Origin of the sequence: Loktanella salsilacus, assembly GCF_024206795.1 — a bacterium.
Lineage (GTDB): Bacteria > Pseudomonadota > Alphaproteobacteria > Rhodobacterales > Rhodobacteraceae > Loktanella > Loktanella salsilacus.
The window spans coordinates 1,470,670-1,489,514 of sequence record NZ_CP072994.1 but is presented as its reverse complement, the minus strand read 5'-3'; the positions used below and the strand labels follow the sequence as shown (position 1 = coordinate 1,489,514).

17 protein-coding genes and 1 tRNA gene are annotated in these 18,845 nt (G+C 58.4%); 5 read left to right on the top strand and 13 right to left on the bottom strand.

The annotated features are described in order from the left end of the window. Positions 1–25: 25 nt before the first annotated feature. Complete coding sequence (locus KBW81_RS07300) at positions 26–412, bottom strand: DUF6481 family protein (RefSeq protein WP_254248843.1); 387 nt, start codon at positions 410–412, stop codon at positions 26–28. 271 nt (positions 413–683) lie between these two features. Here KBW81_RS07300 and KBW81_RS07295 point away from each other — a divergent pair, with 271 nt between their 5' ends. Continuing rightward, positions 684–1,037, top strand: coding sequence for a CidA/LrgA family protein (locus KBW81_RS07295; protein WP_254248842.1), 354 nt, complete (start codon positions 684–686; stop codon positions 1,035–1,037). After that, positions 1,034–1,750, top strand: coding sequence for an LrgB family protein (locus KBW81_RS07290; protein WP_254248841.1), 717 nt, complete (start codon positions 1,034–1,036; stop codon positions 1,748–1,750). The genes KBW81_RS07295 and KBW81_RS07290 overlap by 4 nt, the downstream gene beginning before the upstream one ends. Before the next feature lie 53 nt (positions 1,751–1,803). On the opposite strand, the gene KBW81_RS07285 is transcribed toward KBW81_RS07290, so the two are convergent. After that, the gene (locus KBW81_RS07285) at positions 1,804–1,968 is read right to left on the bottom strand and encodes a hypothetical protein (RefSeq protein WP_175499129.1); all 165 of its coding nucleotides are present in this window, start codon (positions 1,966–1,968) and stop codon (positions 1,804–1,806) included. A gap of 1,380 nt (positions 1,969–3,348) precedes the next feature. Further along, positions 3,349–5,898, bottom strand: a complete 2,550-nt coding sequence (locus tag KBW81_RS07280) for a bifunctional diguanylate cyclase/phosphodiesterase (RefSeq protein ID WP_254248840.1) — start codon at positions 5,896–5,898, stop codon at positions 3,349–3,351. Between the two features lie 294 nt (positions 5,899–6,192). Between KBW81_RS07280 and KBW81_RS07275 the strand changes: the two genes are divergently transcribed. Next, complete coding sequence (locus KBW81_RS07275; protein ID WP_254248839.1) at positions 6,193–6,507, top strand: hypothetical protein; 315 nt, start codon at positions 6,193–6,195, stop codon at positions 6,505–6,507. Here the strand turns inward: KBW81_RS07275 and KBW81_RS07270 are convergent. Both KBW81_RS07270 and KBW81_RS07265 read right to left on the bottom strand, forming a co-directional pair. Continuing rightward, positions 6,504–7,169 (bottom strand): L,D-transpeptidase, encoded by a 666-nt coding sequence (locus KBW81_RS07270; protein ID WP_090185026.1) that lies wholly within the window; start codon positions 7,167–7,169, stop codon positions 6,504–6,506. The two genes, KBW81_RS07275 and KBW81_RS07270, sit on opposite strands and share 4 nt — an antisense overlap. Before the next feature lie 171 nt (positions 7,170–7,340). Then, positions 7,341–7,430 (bottom strand) — tRNA-Ser (locus KBW81_RS07265). A gap of 126 nt (positions 7,431–7,556) precedes the next feature. On the opposite strand from KBW81_RS07265, the gene KBW81_RS07260 reads away from it, so the two are divergent. Continuing rightward, entirely contained in the window at positions 7,557–8,663 is a 1,107-nt protein-coding gene (locus tag KBW81_RS07260) for an AI-2E family transporter (protein WP_254248838.1), read from the top strand. On the opposite strand, the gene KBW81_RS07255 is transcribed toward KBW81_RS07260, so the two are convergent. From KBW81_RS07255 to KBW81_RS07225, 7 genes are read right to left on the bottom strand one after another with little or no spacing between them, the layout of a single operon-like run. Continuing rightward, entirely contained in the window at positions 8,660–9,016 is a 357-nt protein-coding gene (locus tag KBW81_RS07255; RefSeq protein WP_254248837.1) for a hypothetical protein, read from the bottom strand. The two genes, KBW81_RS07260 and KBW81_RS07255, sit on opposite strands and share 4 nt — an antisense overlap. Next, complete coding sequence (locus KBW81_RS07250) at positions 9,016–9,738, bottom strand: alanyl-tRNA editing protein (RefSeq protein WP_090185016.1); 723 nt, start codon at positions 9,736–9,738, stop codon at positions 9,016–9,018. Before KBW81_RS07250 ends, KBW81_RS07255 begins: the two co-directional genes overlap by 1 nt. Continuing rightward, positions 9,738–12,281 carry a DUF3772 domain-containing protein gene (locus tag KBW81_RS07245; RefSeq protein ID WP_090185013.1) on the bottom strand — a complete coding sequence of 848 codons (2,544 nt, stop codon included), beginning with the start codon at positions 12,279–12,281 and terminating at the stop codon, positions 9,738–9,740. Before KBW81_RS07245 ends, KBW81_RS07250 begins: the two co-directional genes overlap by 1 nt. Then, complete coding sequence (locus KBW81_RS07240; RefSeq protein WP_090185010.1) at positions 12,278–13,312, bottom strand: cysteine synthase A; 1,035 nt, start codon at positions 13,310–13,312, stop codon at positions 12,278–12,280. The genes KBW81_RS07245 and KBW81_RS07240 overlap by 4 nt, the downstream gene beginning before the upstream one ends. Before the next feature lie 36 nt (positions 13,313–13,348). Next, on the bottom strand, positions 13,349–14,482 hold the full coding sequence (locus KBW81_RS07235; RefSeq protein WP_254248836.1) for an NUDIX domain-containing protein: 1,134 nt from the start codon (positions 14,480–14,482) through the stop codon (positions 13,349–13,351). Further along, the gene (locus KBW81_RS07230; protein ID WP_090185004.1) at positions 14,482–14,922 is read right to left on the bottom strand and encodes a TrgA family protein; all 441 of its coding nucleotides are present in this window, start codon (positions 14,920–14,922) and stop codon (positions 14,482–14,484) included. The genes KBW81_RS07235 and KBW81_RS07230 overlap by 1 nt, the downstream gene beginning before the upstream one ends. Before the next feature lie 20 nt (positions 14,923–14,942). Further along, the gene (locus tag KBW81_RS07225) at positions 14,943–16,151 is read right to left on the bottom strand and encodes an SAM-dependent methyltransferase (RefSeq protein WP_254248835.1); all 1,209 of its coding nucleotides are present in this window, start codon (positions 16,149–16,151) and stop codon (positions 14,943–14,945) included. 222 nt (positions 16,152–16,373) lie between these two features. Between KBW81_RS07225 and KBW81_RS07220 the strand changes: the two genes are divergently transcribed. Then, a complete protein-coding gene (locus KBW81_RS07220; RefSeq protein WP_090184997.1) occupies positions 16,374–17,399 on the top strand; it encodes a fatty acid desaturase in 1,026 nt (341 codons plus the stop codon). Here KBW81_RS07220 and KBW81_RS07215 read toward each other — a convergent pair. Continuing rightward, a complete protein-coding gene (locus tag KBW81_RS07215; protein ID WP_254248834.1) occupies positions 17,396–18,817 on the bottom strand; it encodes a cryptochrome/photolyase family protein in 1,422 nt (473 codons plus the stop codon). The two genes, KBW81_RS07220 and KBW81_RS07215, sit on opposite strands and share 4 nt — an antisense overlap. Between the last annotated feature and the right edge of the window lie 28 nt (positions 18,818–18,845).

Here is an 18,845-nt window from a genome sequence, read left to right as displayed (position 1 = left end):
ATGCGAATGCCAGACGTCAGACGCTTCACTTCTTACGATTGCGTCTCGCTTGATAGCGCCGGTCACGTTCAGCTTTCTTCTCAGCTTCGGTGGCTTGATCCTGATCGATGATTTTATCAGCGGTGTTTTTGCGCTCTTCAATCAGTTCAGCCTCTTTGGCCACAGCGGCTTCAGCATCGCGTGCGTCAGCCTCGGACTTGATCCGCGCTTGCTCTTCCTGCTGCTTTTTAAGCTCGGCTGCTTTGGCCAATCGCTGCGTCTCGCGCACGGCGGCTTCAGCTTTTTTCTGAGCGATAGCAGCTAGGCGTTCGGGATCCTGCGCAGCCTTTTTGAACCGTTCAAGTTGGTCCCGCTTGGCCTGAGAAGCGTCTTTGATGCGCCCATCAAGGCTATTCCCATTGGAGTTCTTCATATTGTCGCTGCTTACCTGATTGTCGCCGTGGGCTATGAATGGTTCTCGGGCGCCCACGAGAAGCCAAAGTATGCCTTTCCGGTCATCCGAACGGGTTGGCAACTATCGTAGAGTTGCCCTTCTCGCAAGGGCCAAGCCGATCGAATGCGCGCAGAGCGGGGTTGTGACGACCGCGTTGCTCTCGGGTTGCCTTACTGCGGAACTTTTTTGTTGGTTCTGACAAGTGTTTGCCATCAAAGTAACCTGAATAGGTCATTCGAAAGCGAACCCCATGCTCCAGACACTTGGACTTCTTCTAGGCTGCCAACTGCTGGGCGAAGTCACCGTACGGGGCTTTGGCCTGCCAGTGCCCGGTCCTGTGCTCGGTCTTACGCTGCTCGTCCTGTTGCTCGCCGCCATGCCGCGGCTTGCCGAACAGCTTCGGCCGACCACCACGGTCATCTTGGCGAACCTGTCTTTTCTGTTCGTGCCAGCGGGTGTCGGTGTGATCGGCAACCTTGGTGTCTTATCTAACGACGGGGTTGCCCTGCTGGCAATCCTGACGCTCTCAACCGTGCTCTCGATGTTGGCTGCTGTGGGAACGTTCATCGGCGTGCGGCGCGCAACCGAACGCTGGGCCGCATGACAGACGTCGCAACCCTGTGGAGCTACCTGTCCACAACGCCGCTGATCTGGCTGACCACCACAATCATCGGATATTTGATCGCTGATGGCGTGGCGCGGCGGCTCGGCAACCCACCTTGGGCCAATCCCGTGCTTTTGTCGGTGCTGCTGATTGCACCAGTGCTTTGGCTGACACGCACAAACTACGCGACGTATTTCGAGGGCGCCCAATTCATTCACTTCCTGCTTGGTCCCGCGACGGTGGCTTTGGCCCTGCCGCTTTGGGACAACAGGGATACGATCCGGACCTCGATCGCGCCGATCGTGCTGGCTTTGCTTGCAGGCTCGATCGTCGCGGCGGGATCGGCCATTCTACTGGCCCGTGCGTTTGGTCTGCCCATGGACATTTTGCTGTCTTTGGCACCGAAGTCCACGACCGCGCCAGTGGCCCTTGGTATTTCCGAAGCGATCGGAGGGATACCGGCGCTCACGGCCGTGCTGGTCATCATGACCGGGATCATCGGGGCCGTGACAGTCACCCCTTTGATGAACCTGCTGCGGATCACCGACTGGCGGGCACGCGGTTTTGCAGTTGGCGTTGCCGCACACGGCATTGGAACGGCCCGAGCGTTTCAGGTGAACCCTGTGGCAGGGGCCTATGCCGGCATCGCCATGGCCCTCAACGCTTTGTTGACGAGCCTCATTGTGCCGCTGCTGGTGCGCTGGCTGATTTGAAAGCGCCTTACCGATTTTCGGCAACGCAGTTAATGTCAGCTATCCGGTGAGGGTCAAAAACCTTCAACAACGGCTTGAGTTTTGAGCGGTTTTTTTGAAGCGTCAATTGAGGTTGTTTGCGCCCATTCCAAAAACGAGGGTTTTTGGCGAGATGCTAAATTCAGTTCCACGAATTTTTCCACCGTTGCTTCGATTTGAAACGGTGCGGGAAGGGTCATACATTCGTCAGATTGTGGGTCACAAAAGAAGTATGGATATAGTTGACCTTAAAGACCCAGACGCCCTCTAGCGGCATATATAAAACTTTCCGCCGAGATTCTGGGCAGGGGAGTCTCTGAGATCGAAATTGATGTTCGAGTGGATACTCTTTTTAGGAGGAACCGTGAGTGGCGGCAGGTTTCATATGCTCATTTGGCTCTCGCCCAGATTAGCGAAGTTGATGCTGAAGCGCTGATGAAGACCTCCACCTCCTATCATTAGGACAATGAACGCATTGCCGAGATTAAGTCACTTCAGATACTTTCTGCGTTCTCCAGCCTCGCGCATGAACTTTTAGAAAAGCGGCAAAAACGATTGGAGGTTCCGACACTCAGGTCGCTTGCGATGACCTACGCAAATCGAGCGTTCTCACCAAGCGGCATCACATAAATGCCCTATCCGCCACGATCCAGAAAATTTGTCGTAGGTGCTGGAGCCTTGTTGACGATAACAGCTCTTAGCCTTGCCGCGTTTGTCTGATGGTGGGATTGTAAAAGTTCAGTTTGTGGACATCAAGCGTTTCTGCGGCAATTCATTTCCCTATCGCTGACCTTCGGACTTTTTTTCGCACTATTATCAGGAATCTATTTTGTGCGCAGAGCAAGAGCACTTCGGGTCGAGCGGGTCCGCCAAAGGTAAATATAGGCATAGATCAGCTTTAAAACCGCCATTGGGTGGTCTTTCGCGCCTGCGCTACTGTTCCCAAAACCACCTTTTGTTGAACGTCGCAAATGTGGCTAGCCCGATGCAACCTTCGTCGAAGCGGTCGCTGAACCATTAAGGTCAAGGTCCGCAATACGCTATTTTAGATAATACGATGGTTACTTTAACTAACGCGTCTGACAGTCCTGCATTCGTGTTTAGCCAGTAATACTGCTAAAATTCGGTAGAGTGCTTCCACCTCGCCTTCACACCGCGAGATTATATTTAAAAATATGCCACAGGGTGGCCGTCACACCTCTATCAAAGTGCTAAATTTTATTATCGGGAGTTAGATTGAATACACCCTTCAAACTGTACGCCATAAATATCGAAGGACGCAAACAGGAAAATTTACTCACTTTCTGATGCGTACCAATAACATATCGCGAAATAAGGATGTCATAAAGGGTGACGCCTAATGAATTAGCCTTCAGCATTTATATTACTTACAATAATTAGCCGAAATATATGTGAAGGACTGGCTCTCCCCGGTTAGCTCCGTCATTCTTCTATCCTGCACATCCCCCCTGCGCATATTGCAATCTTGGTTTGCCGGTGTTGCGCGGCATGCGGATACCTGAATGTTCGGGCTGTATGCCAACGGTTTCAAACGATCGCCGCACTGGTCCAAGCTAAGTTTACGAAGATAGTGCCTTTGCCACGGGAACATCGACATCGGGGTATGTTCGCAACAGCAGGTTCTTGATCTCAGCCGCGGGAACCGGTCTGCTAAAAAGGTAACCCTGCATCTGATTGCAGCCCTGCTGGGTAAGGTAGTCGCGCTGGCTAGCAGTTTCGACCCCTTCGGCTGTCGTGACCATCCCCAACGACCGCCCCAGATCCAGCACTGTTCTGACAATCGACGTCGCGCCAGAGCTTTTGCCCAGTTCTTGCACAAAGCTTTGGTCAAGTTTGATTTTGTCGAAGGCAAACATTTGTAGATAGCTCAGACTCGAATAGCCGGTGCCGAAGTCGTCCATCGCGATTCGGACGCCAAGTTCTTGCAAACCCCGCAATGTCATCAAGGAATAGGCGGTTTGTTCAAGCAAGACGCCTTCGGTAATTTCCAACTCGAGCCGATTGGGAGTAAGGCCAGTGTCATGCAGAACTTGCTTCACTAACCCGATCAGATCTTGTTGCTTGAACTGTGTTGGTGACAGATTGACCGCCACGAACAAATTTGGCCATTCCGTGGCCTGCCGGCAGGATGTGCGCAAAATCCAATCACCAAGTGGGATGATCAGACCTGTTTCTTCGGCCAATGGAATAAAGTCACCGGGCGGCACCATACCAAAGCCCGGCCTATTCCACCGCACAAGTGCCTCTACCCCTTGCATCGCGCGGCCATGGGTTTCGATCAAAGGCTGGTAGTACATTTCTAGTTCGTTGTTTTGAATCGCAACCCGCAGGTCCCGCTCCATCGCTTTGCGTTCCTGCAATTCCGCGTCCATCCCCGCCTCGAAGAACCGAAAGCTGTTTCGGCCGTCCTTTTTTGCGCGGTACATTGCGACATCGGCATTTTTCAGCAGTTGTTCAGGGTCCAGACTGTCGATTGGCGCAAGCGACACGCCAAGGCTGGCACCTATGTATAGGTTCTGCCCCTCAACCTCGAAGGGCTCTGATATGACTTGCAAGATACGCCGGCAAAGCACTTCTGCGCCGCTAGGCTGGATCGCTTCCGACTGGACGATCACGAATTCATCGCCGCCAAGCCGCGCCAATGTATCGGTGATCCGCAGCGTACTTTCGAGGCGCTTTGTAACTGATTTCAGCAAGGAATCACCCGCTGCGTGGCCAAGGGTGTCATTCACTTCCTTGAAGTGGTCCAGATCAAGACAGATCACGCTGACCGCCCCGCCGTGACGCCGGATTTTTGCAAGGTTTTGATCTAGTCGTTCCGCCATAAAGATCCGGTTCGGTAGCCCTGTCAGCGCATCGTGAAGCGCCAGATGTTCTGCGATATCCTGCGCTTCAACCTCGGCAGTGATGTCGCTGGCCGTCCCGCGGTAGCCCATGAAGGTGCCCGTCTTGTGGAACAGTGGCTTGCCAGACAAACGGCAGATGCGGGTTTGGTTTGTGATATCGCTGTAGCGACAGCGCATGTCGCGGATAGGTGCGAGGCCGTCCAGCTCTAGGTTTTCGAAACAGTCCGCAGTTGCGGTCCGATCTGGGGTCAAAAACTTGCTGATTGGCTGTCCGATTACAGCCCTAGCCGACAACCCGGTGACGTCAAAGAAACGCCCGGACACAAAGGTAATACGGTAGTCAGATCCAATTTCCCAAATCCAATCCGATGACGCTTCTGCCACGTCGCGAAAGCGCTGTTCACTGGCCAAGGCATTGTCCGTCGCCTCTTGATGGCGGCGGATCATATTTTGCAAATTTGATGACATGTCGCTAAAGGCATTGGTCAGCGCACCGATTTCATCGTTTTGGGTGACCTTGGGCAATGGCGCAAAGTCACCTTTGGCGATGCGCACCGCAGCGGCCGTCAGCCGCTCGATCGGTTTGATAATGCGCAAGGACGACAGAATAACCAGCGCCGTAATGCCAAACGCAGCAAGTGCAGCACTGATCATCAGGTTATCAATTGCGTCGACAATGCCCTGTCGCAAAGCGGCCTGACGCAAGCGCAGCGCACGGCGTTCATCTGTAATCTGGCCAATGATAAGGGATAAAATGTCAGCTTCAGCGTCCTCCATCACCTCTTTCATCTCAAGAACTTCAGCAGTCGACGCATTATTTTCTAACGCGGCCTCTAACCTTTGACTGATATCGGTTAAGGCAGTGCCATTGCTGCCAATCAGATCGCGAATTGCGCCATCTGCCGAATCGTACAGATCAACTTGGTTGCTATAAATCTCGAAGACGCGCTCAAAATCTGAAATGCCGATGGCAGTTTCATGGATTTCGTGGGCGTCCGGCATGGGCATATCACTATCGACTGGGGCAACGTCCGAATTACGCTGCAGCGCCATAATCATCGCGTTTTCGCTGGTTGACGACACGATCCGCAGGGTCGCGAAACGCAGTTCCTCTAGCGAGAGGATGATAGGAAGCGTTTCGTCCACAGTGCGGGTATATTCCGATTCCAGCTGTTTCATTGTGCGATAGGACTGACCCAGTGTCCCCGCCCAGATGACCAGAACGCTGATCAGTCCAATTAGGATTTTATAGTTCAAACGCATGCAGCGGTGCCCTTTTCGGCGTCAATCAAAGCAAGCCATGCACCCCATATTTGGCGAAGGGCAAAAGACCACACCAGCGATCCCGCAACCGGCCTTGCAGCGTTAGCCATGGCCCAAAGACATTAATAAAAAGTACCATCTCGGCCAGTTGCGGCGAAGATCATGGCAAATCGCGCCCCCAGCCTTGATCAGGCGGTAGCCGACAGCCGACAGCCGCCTTATACACGGCGCATGCCGTGATCCTGCCGTGCAGGCTGTCATGGGCCCAATGGATTAGACACGAAAGAGAATACGATGAAGATGATTGTCGCTGCGCTTGCTGGATCTTTGCTGCTGGGTGCCTGCGCGGCCCCCGTGCCGCCCGCGCCCGCCGCCCCGGCGCTGCCTAGCCCAGAGCAGCAGATTCAGGATCAGATCACCGCAATGGCCGCGCCGAACCAAAACCTGGCCACAGCGCGCGTGCACGATGATGATAACTGTTTTTGGTTCAGCTATGTCGGCCCGGTCGAGACGACAGAACTGCCGCTTCTGACCCGCGAAGGCCGTCATATTTGTGCGCCAAAGCCCGCCGAGGCCGAAGCCCCGGCAGAGCCTGCGACTGCAGCTTAACTTTGGGCGGTGACAGTGTTTTCGGTCGGGTACAACACGGCCGTCGACCCTGTCGCCACCTGGTCGTACAGACCGATGATATGCGCCATCACCATGCGCACACAGCCAGAGCTGGCGCGGCTACCGATGGACCGCGGCGACGGCGTGCCGTGGATGCGCAGATAGGTGTCGCGGTTGCCAGTATAAAGATACAGCGCGCGCGACCCCAGAGGGTTGCTCGGGCCGCCATCCATGCCGTCCTTGTGCTGCTCATATGATGCCGGGTCACGCTCGATCATCGCAGGGGTCGGTGTCCAAGTTGGCCACTTGGACTTGCGCTTGATCGCGTAGGAACCAGGTTCGTACAGGTTGCCCTTGGCAATCGCCACGCCGTAGCGCATCGCTGTGCCGTTGGGCTGGATGTGATAAAGGTAGCGCGCGACCGCATCGACGTGGATATCGCCTGATTTCAGACCGTCATTTGCCTGCACCAGCTGCGGTAAAAAGCGGTCGTGAAAACCCCAAGGGTTGGTGGTCGCAGGATCATAGTTCGCAGGTGTCACGCGCGAGTCCCAAGCGGACCACTGCGATTGCTGCGATGTCGGCGCGGCAAATGCGGGGCTGGCGATAGGAAGTGAAAATAGCGCTCCAGTCGTCTGGATAAAGTGGCGTCTGGTCAGCATTTCGAATTCCTTGGCAATTTGGGAGCAGCGATATTAAGTCGCGAAGACTTTAGGCACATATCTGCCATTATCCAATGCAACTTTTCGCTATAACCCTGACATCGGGCAAGATGAGCACAGTATCCGCGCGCCAGCGGCATACAAACCAAGCAATTCAAATAGGAAGGTTTGTGGCGGACAGACAGGGATTCGAACCCTGGAGACGGTTCCCCGCCTACACACTTTCCAGGCGTGCGCCTTCGACCACTCGGCCACCTGTCCACTGAGGGCGTCTTTAGCCAAGGGTGCGGGGGGGTGCAAGAGGCAGAAACGGAAAATTCGCGCCGATGCATTGAAACCTGCGCCCCGGCTGCGCATAAACATTGTAACCGCATAGAGTTAATACCCATGAAGCACGTCCCGCCCCCCGAAGACACCAACGCCCAGCGGTTCGAGCTGGCGCGCGTGCAGACCGCTGCGCTGGTGATCATCGCCTTTGCGGTGGTGCTGTTTTTGCTGGTGCAGGCGCAGTTCATTCTGATCAGCCTTGCCGTGGCGATCATCCTGTTTTCGCTGACAGCGGATGTGATCAGCTTTATCGCCCGCCAGCGGATCGGGCGGCTGCGGGTGCCCAATTGGCTGGCGTCGATTGTCGCGCTTTTGCTGATCGGCGCGGCGCTGCTGACCATGACATCGATTGTCGTGGCGCAGATCAACACGGTGCTGCAAATCACCCTCGCCTACGCCGAACGCGCGCCAGAGGCGATTGCCGCCCTGTTTTCATGGGCTGGCGACGATACAGAGGCCGCCGTGCTCAATTCCATGCGGTCAATAGAGCTGTCGGGCTATCTGCGCGGGGCAGCAGGCGGCGCGACAAGCCTGACGCAAGCCTCGGTGCTCGTGATCCTTTTTGTCGGCTTTTTGTTCGCGGAACGGGTCTGGTTCCAGACCAAGCTGCTGGCCTTTACCGGCAACCCGGCGCAGGCCAAACGCATCGGTCTTATCATTTCGTCCATCATTCACCGGGTAAACTATTACCTGCTGGTCAAAACGGGAATCAGCCTTGTGACCGGGGTGATGACCTATGTACTGGCCCAAGCGTTTGGGATGGAAATTGCGATGCCCTTGGGGGTGATGACCTTTGTGCTGAACTTCATCCCGAATGTGGGGTCCATCGTCGCGACAGGGCTGGTCGCATTGGCGGCCTATGTGCAGTTTGGCGATCCGACGCTGACCGTGGTGATCTTTGTCATCTCGGGGGCCATTCAGTTCATGAACGGCTCTGTCATTGACCCGATGCTGATGGGGCGCGCCCTGCGGCTGTCGTCCTTTGGCATCCTTGTTAGCCTTGCGTTCTGGGGCGCTGTTTGGGGCATTCCCGGCATGTTCCTGTCGGTGCCGATCATGGTGATGATGCTTGTCGTGTGCAGCCATGTCCCCGCGCTGCGCCCCATCGCGATCCTGCTGTCCCGCGAAGGTCTGCCCGATAGCGAAGATCAGCTGGACAAGTCCTAACGCGCCAGCACAAAGGCCACGGCAATCGCAGCCTCGAACCCTGCTGCCACCAGGATCGCGAAACTGGCAGAGCCTGCAGCGTAGGACCAAATCCCCGTCGCAGCGATGCCTGCAAAGGTCACAGCCGCGGCCAATGCGGTGCCGTCGTGCAATGGCCCCGGCCCTGCGTCCCGCAGCAGCCAAAAGAACACAGCCAACCCCAAAAATAAGGGTGAGGCGCGGCGACCGATGAACACCGCGCTGGCGTCCGCCGTGACGCCGTACAGGCCCATATAAGCGCCCGGCACCATCAGGAAGACGGCGAACAGCACGGCGCACAGGACTGCCGTTGCGATACACAAAAGCGTAAACATTACGCGTCCTCTAGATGCAGATAGACCCGGCGATTTTGCCGGCCCTTCTTTTCGATCTTACCGATCCGCACGCGGCCGATTTCGCTGGTCCAGCCGACATGGGTGCCGCCGCAGGGTTGCAGATCGACGGCTGTGTCACCCTCTCCAATCCGGATCAGGCGAATGGGGCCTTGGCCGCGCGGCGGCTTGACCGTCATCGTCTTGATCAGTTCCGGCTGTTGATCCAACACAGCCTCGGGGATCCATTCGGCGGTAACGGCCAGATCGCGCGCGATCATGTCGTTCAGCAGTCCGGTCAGCGCATCCTTGTCTTCGGGTGCGTTTTCCATATCGAAATCCAGCCGCCCCTTATCAGCCGCGATTTGCCCGCCGGTGACGGGGCGCGGGATAATGACGGACAGCAGGTGCAGCGCGGTGTGCACGCGCATCATGCGGTGGCGGCGATCCCAGACTAGCGATTGCTTCACATAGGTGCCAATCTCTGGCAGGCGCGCAGGCTCTGCCGGGACAAGGACGATATCGCCACCCTGCCCTTTGACCGTCGTGCCAATGTCGATGCCGCCGCCGTCCCACACCAGCCGCCCCGCGTCCCCCGGCTGCCCGCCAGAGGTCGCGTAAAAGATCGACGCATCCAACACGATACCGCCTTCCAGCGTATGCCCGGTGACGCGGCCCGTCGCCTCGCGCAGGTAGGAATCGTGCAAGAAAAGCGGCTCGGTCATCAGGTAGGCCCATCTGGATCGGCATCGCCGTCCGTATCAGTGTCGTGCAGGTCGCTGGCGTCCATCATGCTGCTGGCCTCGCGCGCGGTGCTTGGACCGTCGCTGGGGGCTTCCACAGGCTTTGCCGGGGCGCTTGGCTGCGCGGGGTGCAGCTTTTCCGGATTACGCAGCCAGATATCGGTCTGGGCAAAGGGCACTTCGATCCCTTCGGCTACAAAGCGGGCGTTGATCTGGCGTAGGATTTCGTCGGTCGTGACGACCTTCCAGTTCACATCGCGCAGGATCATCCGCAGCTCAAAGTCCAAGCTGCTGGCGCCGAAGGCGGCAAAAAGCGCCTGCGGGCCGGGATCGGCAATCACCATCGGATGCGCCTCGGCGATCTCAAGCAAAATCGCGCGGACCTTTTCAACGTCAGTCCCGTAGGCCACGCCAATCGGCAAAATCAGGCGGCCCACAAGGTTGCCGCGCGTCCAGTTCGTGACCTGCCCGCTGACCAAGTCAGCGTTGGGGATGATGACATCGGTGCGGTCAAACGTCTCGATCCGGGTGGACCGGACCGAGATATTGCGCACGAAACCAACGTTGCCATTCACCTCGATCATATCGCCTTCGCCGATGGGGCGTTCGATCAGCAGGATGATGCCAGAGACGAAGTTCTGCACGATGGTTTGCAGGCCGAAACCGATACCAACCGACAGCGCACCGGCGACAATCGCAAGGCTTGATAAATCAATGCCCGCCGTCGTGATTGCGATCAGCGCGGCCAGAAAGATCCCGACATATCCCACCCCGGCCGAGACGGCATTCTGCCCGCCAAGGTCCATTTTCGTGCGCGGCAACACCGTTGTTTTCAACTGCCGCTTAACGAATTGCGTCAGCAAGTAGCCGCCGCCAAAGATCAGCACGAAGGTCAGGAAATCGCCGGGCGAAATCGTCGTCTCGCCCACTTGGAAACCGGCGCGGAACTGGGCCACGACCTCTGCCAAGTCGGTGACACTTGCGCCCCAGACCAGCGACAAAACCGGCACGGCCAGCAAAAACAGCCCAAAGCCGATGACGACGGGCATCAGCGGCCCTGCGCCTTCGGTTTCGCTGGACGGGGCGTAGATGTCATAGACCAGCTTTTGCAGCACAATGATCACGCCAAAAATCGCCAGCGTCATGACCGACGGCGCAAACAGCGACGCCGAGGCCGCAGCAAAGCCCGCCGCCGCCAGCAGCGGCGACGCGATGGCCACGATAATGCAAAGCAGCCCGACGGACACACGGATGCGCCCGCTAGATCCCGCCTTGCCTGCCCGGTCCATCGGCGCGTGCCGCAGCAAATAGCCAAGGCGGAACAAGATCGCGGCCAGCAAGACCTGCAACGGCAGCGTCACCACCCCGGTGGACGCGTCAGAGGCACCCGCATTCGCCATCAGCGCCGCAACAATCAAGATCGCGGCAAGGCCAATGCCAAGCGCCACACCGCTGCTGCGGATTTTGCTGCGCACATCAGCGGGATAGCCCAGCGGGCCGCCCTGTTCGCCTTGCGGGAACAGCTGCCCGTTCAGCCAGCGCGCCACGATGACAATAAAGCCTGCGCCAAAGATCGCCTGCGACAGCGCGTCCCCGGACCGGGCCAACACGCCAAGCTGGCGCAGACCCAAAATCAGCGCGGACAGGCCAAGCGTCGGCAGCACGATCTGCCACAGCGACAACAGGAACGACCAAATCGCCCGCCCCCGCGCATGGCTGTTTTCCACCCGGTCCTGCAGCAACGACACCCAAGACCGTGACCGCGCCAGCAGCACAATGGCCACGGCCAGATACATGATCGACAGCGGCACGCCCGGCCAGATCGACCCGGATGAGAAGCGTGACGATATCCGCGCCGCAGCCGATGCGACCACAGTATTCAGCGCGGCGTGCCCGCTTTGCAGCGCCTCGCCCCAGTTGGACGGGTTCAGCGGCGACGGGCCGCGTGTGGTCAGGCGGGCGGTGTCGCGAGCGCGCAGCTGGCTGTCGACCTCAGATATCAGACCATCGGCGCGGGCATATGCTTCACGGGCCAACACGGCCGGGGCGCTGATCTCGTCCAATTGGCGGTTCAGCACGATACGGCGTTCTGCGATGGCGGGCTGTTCCTCGCCGCTTTCGGGCGGGGTTCCGAGCGCGCTGATCTGGCCTTGCACGGTGGCGATGCGGCCCGCGTTAAGCGATCCCAGCGCCTGAAAACGTTCACGCCAACCAAACAGAGTCTCGCGCGTGCGCGACAGGGCCAGCGATGATCCGGTACCCGTGCCCAGCAGCGCCTCTGCTGCGGCAACGCGCGATTGCCAGTCGTCCAGATCAGGCACGGCATTTGCCAGCGCCTGCTCGGCTGCGTCCAACGCTTCTGGGTCGGCAACCTCTGCCGCGGCCGCCTCGGCCTCGCCTTGCTGGGCGGTGGTTTCCGCATCAGCTGGCGCTGTCACTAAGCCGTCAAGGGCTACCTGCGCGGTGGCACCCTGCCCGGCCAGCCAAAACGCCAGCGCAATCCCAAGACCAAGGCGCGGGGTCATGCGTCTTGGAAAACGCCGGGAATGGACTGCGGTCCGGTGGACAGCCAAGACGGCACTGGCAATCCTTTGGAGCGCAAGAACTCCGGGTTCCACAGTTTGGACTGATAGCGCGTGCCATAGTCGCACAGGATGGTGACGATGGTGTGCCCCGGCCCCATGTCCCGCGCCATACGGATCGCGCCCGCAATATTGATGCCGGACGATCCGCCAAGGCACAGCCCCTCGTGCTGCAGCAGATCAAAGACGATCGGCAGCGCTTCTGCGTCGGGGATGTTATAGTTCATATCGGGCGTGAACCCTTCAAGGTTCGCCGTAATCCGGCCCTGACCGATGCCTTCGGTGATGCTATCGCCCGACGATTTCATCTCGCCGTGCTCGTAGAAGTTATACAGCGCTGCACCGTCCGGATCAGCCAGACCGATTTTCACGCCTTTGGGCTGCAACGCCATGCCGACACCCGCCAGCGTGCCGCCAGAACCGACCGCGCAGATAAACCCGTCAACCTTACCGCCGGTTTGTTCCCAAATCTCTGGCCCGGTGGTTTCGATATGGGCCTGACGGTTGGCCACGTTATCGAACTGATTTGCCCAGATCACGCCGCCGGGGGTGGTTTTCGCCAGCTCTTCGGCCAGGCGGCCGGAATAGCGGACGTAGTTGTTGGGGTTTTTGTAAGGCGCAGCAGGCACTTGCACCAATTCCGCACCCGCAAGGCGCAGCATGTCTTTCTTTTCCTCGGACTGGGTTTCCGGGATCACGATAACGGTCTTAAAGCCCATCGACGCACCCACAAGCGCAAGGCCAATGCCCGTATTGCCAGCGGTGCCTTCGACGATAGTGCCGCCGGGCTTCAGCAAGCCTTTGGCGACGGCATCTTTGATGATGTAAAGCGCGGCGCGGTCCTTAACGGACTGGCCGGGGTTCATGAATTCAGCCTTGCCCAGAATGGTGCAGCCGGTCAGCTCTGACGCGGCGCGCAGCTTGATCAGGGGCGTGTTCCCAACGGTATCGGCCAGATCGGATTTGATATGCATGGCAAAGCCCTTTCGAATGCGCGTGTTACGTACTGTCTAGGCGTCAGCGGGGGCGAACTCAAGACGCAGGGCGTCCCGGTTCAGCGCCAGCCAGTAAATCAACGTCACGCAAGGCCCAGCAGCGATTTCGCCGCTTTGGACAAGGGCCAGCGCGTCACCCAGCGGCAGCACATGCAGACGCAGGTCCTCTTGTTCTGATTCCAGCCCGCCAGCGTAGCGATTTACATCAGGAAGGTCGCATAAGCCGATGTAACAATAGAAATAATCCGTCGCGTTACCCGGTGACGGATAAAAGGACGTGACATGGCGCAGGGTGACATCCAGCCCGGCCTCTTCTTGCGTCTCGCGCAGGGCGGCCTGCTCTGGCGTCTCAAAGGCGTCGATCATGCCTGCGACAGGTTCCAGCATCCACGGGTTCGGATCGCCCCGTTCCAGCGGGCCCATACGCATCTGTTCAACCAGCACAACGCGGCCGCGCACCGGATCATAGGGCAGCACAATCGCCGCATCGATACCAACCAGCACCTCGCGCGGTAGCGGGCCTTGATGGCCGCCGTCAAAACGGCGGTGGGACACATCAAAGCCCTGCATTTTGAAAAACCGCCCCACAGGCGCGGCGCGGTCAGACACGGCCACGTCGCCCGCCTGCGCGGCATAGCGCAGCGCATTTGGCCGATCCGTCACTGCCGCCTGCGCCTGCGCCCAAGCGCGTTTCAGGAACATCGGCCACTGCCAGCGCAGATCAGCGGGCGCGGGCAACGGGTCTTGCGCAAACACCGCGCGCGCCGCCTGCGCCGTGACAGCGCCGTAGCTTTCCTGCCAATCGGCGAGCGACCATTCCCCCTGCGCCGCTTGCAACTGCGCAGGCGGCAGCCACACTTGCGCGGGATGCGTTGTGCCATCTGTCAACGTCACGGGCACAGAGGTCAGGGTATAGTCGTAAGCGTCCTCGAACAGGGTCAGCCGCGCGATCTGGTCGGCGCTTAGGTTGCGCCATAGCAGCCCCTGCGCCGTGCACCCCGGGACCTGCGTGATCATTGGGGCCACGTCACCCACCGCAGGCTGCACGCTGTATCCGTCCAGCCGCGCAGGCGTCACATCACCTGCGATGCCAGACACAGCTATCCGCAACGCTTCGTCGCGCAAGGTGCCGTAAACAAAGATATTCATCAGCGGTAACGCGATCCAAATATGTCCGTCAGCAGCCCCGCGACCAATCCGCCGCCCAGCCAGACGAGCAGGTTCAGCGGGGAATAAAACACCTTGGCGTAATCCAGCATAATGGAGAACACGCCAATGACTGCCTCCATCGGGCCACCAAAGCGGCCGCGCATGGCCACCTGAATCATGTCATAACCCGACAAAAGCAGTAGCACCCAAAACGCAAGCGCCGCAGCGCCGGTCAAGGCGGTGCCCATTGCAGCCCCCGTGCCTTGCCCGCTGCGCGAGCCGACAATGATCCAACCGACCAACACCCCAACGATGATAACCAAAGGATACCAATACTTTGGCGCACGCGCTTCATCAAAATACGGCACCAACAAAAAGGCGAGTACCGCCCCCAGAACCGCATAAAACACGGCCCCCGCAAGGCGTCCGGCAGTTGGCATGGTCGTTCCTTTCCGGCCCCTTAGGCGGGGCGCGCGATCGTAATTTGCGTTACGTCGCAGTTTTCACTGGCAAAGGTCGCAGCACAAGAGGTCAGATAAAAGTTCCACATCCGCCGAAACCGGTCGTCAAAGCCTAAGGCCGCGACTTTGTCCCATTTGGCGTTAAAGGTGTCATGCCAGCGGCGCAACGTCTGGTCATAGCTGTGGCCAAATTCGATAGAGGTTTCGACCAATAAACCATGCTTGGTAATGACCTCTCTCAGCTTGCTAGGGCTTGGCAGCATGCCGCCGGGAAAGATGTATTTCTGAATGAAATCAGGTCCGCGTTTGTAAACTTCCCACCGGCGGTCAGCGACAGTGATGATCTGCAGCGTGGCCTTGCGACCGGGCTTCAGCCGCGCCCGAACGGTCTTGAAATAGGCCGGCCAATATTGCTCGCCCACGGCCTCGAACATCTCGATGCTGGCGATGCCGTCATAGGTGCCCGTTTCGTCGCGGTAGTCTTGGAGCTTGAAGGTGACCTTGTCGGAAAGCCCTGCCTTTTCAATGCGGTCGACGGCGTAGTTAAACTGCTCTTTGCTGATCGTCAGGCAGGTGACACGCAAGCCGCGCTCTGCTGCGGCGTATTCCGCAAACCCGCCCCAGCCGCAGCCGATTTCCAGCACATGATCGCCGGGCTCCACGCCCATCTGATCCACCATAGAGGCATATTTGGCCGTCTGCGCGCTCTCAAGGCTCTCTTGGCCGCTTTCAAACAAGGCAGAGGAATAGGTCATCGTGTCGTCGAGCCAAAGGCCGTAGAAATCGTTGCCAAGATCGTAGTGATACTCGATGTTCTTGCGGGCCTGCTTTTTGGAATTACTTTGCAACCAGAAGCGGATACGCTCGAAAGTTCGCACAAGATACTGGCCCGGAAAGCCGTCATAAATCTCTTCTGCGTCGTCGTGAATCAGGTCCATGAACGCCATCAGATCGGGCGTTGACCACCAGCCATCAAGGTAAGCGTCACAAAACCCAAGGTCGCCTTCGCGCACGATACGGGCAAACAGATCAGCGTTATGCACAGTGATTTCAGCGACATGACCCGCTGCGGCCCCTTCAGAGCGGAATTGGCGACCGTCAGGCAGAATCACATCGATCCGGCCCCGTTTCAGCGCGCCCATCATCTTGAAAACCGCAGTGAAATAACGTGGCAGCCCGGTTTGGCCGTCAGTGGTCGTCAAAATCATCTATTACCCTGTCTGTCGTTTTTGCCGGTTCTTAGGCCCGGTGTTGATCTAATTTTAAGGTGTCGCACCCGAAAGTCACGCGTCAGAGGCGAAATAGTTGCGACCTACCCGCGACAGGGTGCCGCGGTTTGCCTGTCTATTCGCCGGATGTCGCCGAATTTACTTGTTTATAACTACATCTCGTTTATCGCATGCAACACACCACAAAGGACTGATAACAGAATGCCTTCGACGACCCACCTACCGCCCGACACTCCTGCCGCGCGTGATTGGGTCCGCATTCTTGCGGCCTATCGCGATCCTAACACATCACGCAGTTTTTTCGAACTTGGCGTCACGGTCGCTGGTTTCGTCGCTTTGTGGGTCGCTGCCTGGTATGCAGTGCAGGTCAGCTGGTTGCTGGCGCTTGCGATTGGCGTTGTGAACGGTGGCTTTTTGGTGCGCCTTTTTGCAATACAGCACGATTGCGGACATGGTTCTTTCTTTAACAACCGCCATCTTAGCGATTGGGCTGGCCGGATTTTGGGCGTTGTGACGCTCACCCCATATGACGTCTGGCGCCGCACCCACGCGCTGCACCATTCGCATGCGGGCAATCTGGATCGGCGCGGCATCGGCGATGTCACGACGCTGACTTTGGACGAATACAACGCGCTGCCGCCGCTGCGGCGTTTCATGTACCGCCTTTATCGTCACCCGCTGGTGATGTTCGGCCTTGGTCCGACATATTTGTTCTTTATCCAGAACCGCGTGCCGCTGGGTCTGATGACCGCGGGCAAGGTCTACTGGATTTCCGCTATGGTAACCAATGTCGCGCTGGCCGTGGCTGTGGCGCTGATCGCTTACTTTGGTGGCTGGCAGGCTGTTGCCTTTGTCTTTGTGCCGCCGGTCTTTGTCGCCGCGTCCGCTGGCGTGTGGCTGTTCTATGTCCAGCACCAGTTCGAAACGACAATGTGGGAGCATGACCCCGACTGGCAGTTGCACGAGGCGGCGCTGCACGGCAGCTCTCATTACGATTTGCCGCTGGTTCTGCGCTGGATGACCGCCAACATCGGCATTCACCATGTGCACCACCTGTACAGCCGCATCCCGTTCTATCGTCTGCCCGACGTGCTGCGCGATCACAAGGAACTGGTCGAAGTCAGCCGCATGACGATGCGCGAAAGCCTGAAATGCGCCTCGCTTGATCTGTGGGACGTCAAGCGGAACCGCCTGATTTCCTTCCGTCAGGCACGCCTCGCCGCTTAAAAATCACGGTCCTTATAGGCGGCAAGCGCCGCCTTGCGGCCGTCTTCGGCGGTCACAACCGGATCGGGATAGGCATCATCAGGTGCCATATTCCAGCGCAGTGGAATGGCATCGTAAAAGGCCAGCGCGGTCTGTGACGGGTTCTTATAATCCTCTGCCAGCCACGCCTTAGCGTAGTCGCGATTTTTATCGAACTTATCCAGCTGAGTTACGGGATTGAACACCCGGAAATAGGGCGTCGCATCCGGGCCCGATCCTGCGGACCACTGCCATCCCATCGCGTTTGATGCGGGGTCCCAGTCGATCAGTTGGTCCTGGAACCAATCCAAACCGATTTTCCAATGACACATCAGGTGCTTGGTCAAATAGCTGGCGACGATCATCCGCCCCCGGTTGTGCATCGTCCCCGTCACCTGCAATTCGCGCATCGCCGCATCAACAAATCGGATGCCGGTGCGCCCTTGCTTCCAAGCCTTCACCTCGGCCAGCCGCTCGTCGGTTTTCCATGGGAAAGCATCCCAATCCTCGCGCCAGTTGCCCGTTGTGATGCGCGGCGTGTGGTGGGCCAGGTGGTAGGCAAACTCGCGCCAGACCAGCTCTTTCAGAAATACTTCGGCATCGCCCTTGCCGTCATGCAGCGCGCGCCATCCTGCGTGCCAGCAGGCCAGCGGGCTGATTTCGCCATAGGTCAGGTTTTCCGACAGGCCGGATGTCCCCTTAATCCCCGGAATATCGCGCGCGGCTTTATAATCTGCGACACGGTTTGCGATAAAGGCACCCAGCCGGTGGCTGGCAGCGGTTTCGCCAACGGTGCAATGCGGCAGCACAACGTCGTGGCCGCGCCGCATATCTGCGCCCATCGCCCAGTCGTCCAGCGCATCGCTTGCGGGCCAGCTATCAGGCGCAGGGATTTTGCCGGGCGCAGGCAGGGTATTGGGAAGTTCGCGGCTGCGGACAGATTTCCACATCGGGGTGTAGACTTTGTAAAAGCCACCGGTCTGCGTCTCGACGCTCCAAGGCTCGAACAGCAGATGACCGCGAAAACTGACGGCGTCGATGCCGTCATCTTTCAGCCCCGCCTTGACGGCGGTATCGCGGGCCTTGCTGATGGGATCGTACAGGCGCGACCAATAGACGGCACCGGCCCCAGTCTCTTTGATAACATCACGCAAAACGCTGAGCGCATCGCCGCGGCGCAGGATCAGCTTGGCCCCCTTGTCAGCCAAGGCATCCCGCAGCGACGCGACCGACAGCCCAAGGCGAAAGCGCGGTGCGGCGCCCTGCCCGGCCACCACATCGTCGTGGATGAAAAGCGGGATGACCGGGCGGCCGCTGTTGCAGGCTTCGGTGAGTGCGGGGTGGTCGCCAAGGCGCAGGTCGCGCCGGAACCACATAATGATGGGGGATTTATCAGTCATGTCCCCAACTTAGCTGGGTCCGGGCCGG

What these genes read in the sequence shown, in the direction of transcription:
- KBW81_RS07300 (WP_254248843.1), bottom strand. Translation starts at nt 412, where the DNA reads ATGAAGAACTCCAATGGGAATAGCCTTGATGGGCGCATCAAAGACGCT.
- KBW81_RS07295 (WP_254248842.1), top strand. Translation starts at nt 684, where the DNA reads ATGCTCCAGACACTTGGACTTCTTCTAGGCTGCCAACTGCTGGGCGAA.
- KBW81_RS07290 (WP_254248841.1), top strand. Translation starts at nt 1,034, where the DNA reads ATGACAGACGTCGCAACCCTGTGGAGCTACCTGTCCACAACGCCGCTG.
- KBW81_RS07285 (WP_175499129.1), bottom strand. Translation starts at nt 1,968, where the DNA reads ATGACCCTTCCCGCACCGTTTCAAATCGAAGCAACGGTGGAAAAATTC.
- KBW81_RS07280 (WP_254248840.1), bottom strand. Translation starts at nt 5,898, where the DNA reads ATGCGTTTGAACTATAAAATCCTAATTGGACTGATCAGCGTTCTGGTC.
- KBW81_RS07275 (WP_254248839.1), top strand. Translation starts at nt 6,193, where the DNA reads ATGAAGATGATTGTCGCTGCGCTTGCTGGATCTTTGCTGCTGGGTGCC.
- KBW81_RS07270 (WP_090185026.1), bottom strand. Translation starts at nt 7,169, where the DNA reads ATGCTGACCAGACGCCACTTTATCCAGACGACTGGAGCGCTATTTTCA.
- KBW81_RS07260 (WP_254248838.1), top strand. Translation starts at nt 7,557, where the DNA reads ATGAAGCACGTCCCGCCCCCCGAAGACACCAACGCCCAGCGGTTCGAG.
- KBW81_RS07255 (WP_254248837.1), bottom strand. Translation starts at nt 9,016, where the DNA reads ATGTTTACGCTTTTGTGTATCGCAACGGCAGTCCTGTGCGCCGTGCTG.
- KBW81_RS07250 (WP_090185016.1), bottom strand. Translation starts at nt 9,738, where the DNA reads ATGACCGAGCCGCTTTTCTTGCACGATTCCTACCTGCGCGAGGCGACG.
- KBW81_RS07245 (WP_090185013.1), bottom strand. Translation starts at nt 12,281, where the DNA reads ATGACCCCGCGCCTTGGTCTTGGGATTGCGCTGGCGTTTTGGCTGGCC.
- KBW81_RS07240 (WP_090185010.1), bottom strand. Translation starts at nt 13,312, where the DNA reads ATGCATATCAAATCCGATCTGGCCGATACCGTTGGGAACACGCCCCTG.
- KBW81_RS07235 (WP_254248836.1), bottom strand. Translation starts at nt 14,482, where the DNA reads ATGAATATCTTTGTTTACGGCACCTTGCGCGACGAAGCGTTGCGGATA.
- KBW81_RS07230 (WP_090185004.1), bottom strand. Translation starts at nt 14,922, where the DNA reads ATGCCAACTGCCGGACGCCTTGCGGGGGCCGTGTTTTATGCGGTTCTG.
- KBW81_RS07225 (WP_254248835.1), bottom strand. Translation starts at nt 16,151, where the DNA reads ATGATTTTGACGACCACTGACGGCCAAACCGGGCTGCCACGTTATTTC.
- KBW81_RS07220 (WP_090184997.1), top strand. Translation starts at nt 16,374, where the DNA reads ATGCCTTCGACGACCCACCTACCGCCCGACACTCCTGCCGCGCGTGAT.
- KBW81_RS07215 (WP_254248834.1), bottom strand. Translation starts at nt 18,817, where the DNA reads ATGACTGATAAATCCCCCATCATTATGTGGTTCCGGCGCGACCTGCGC.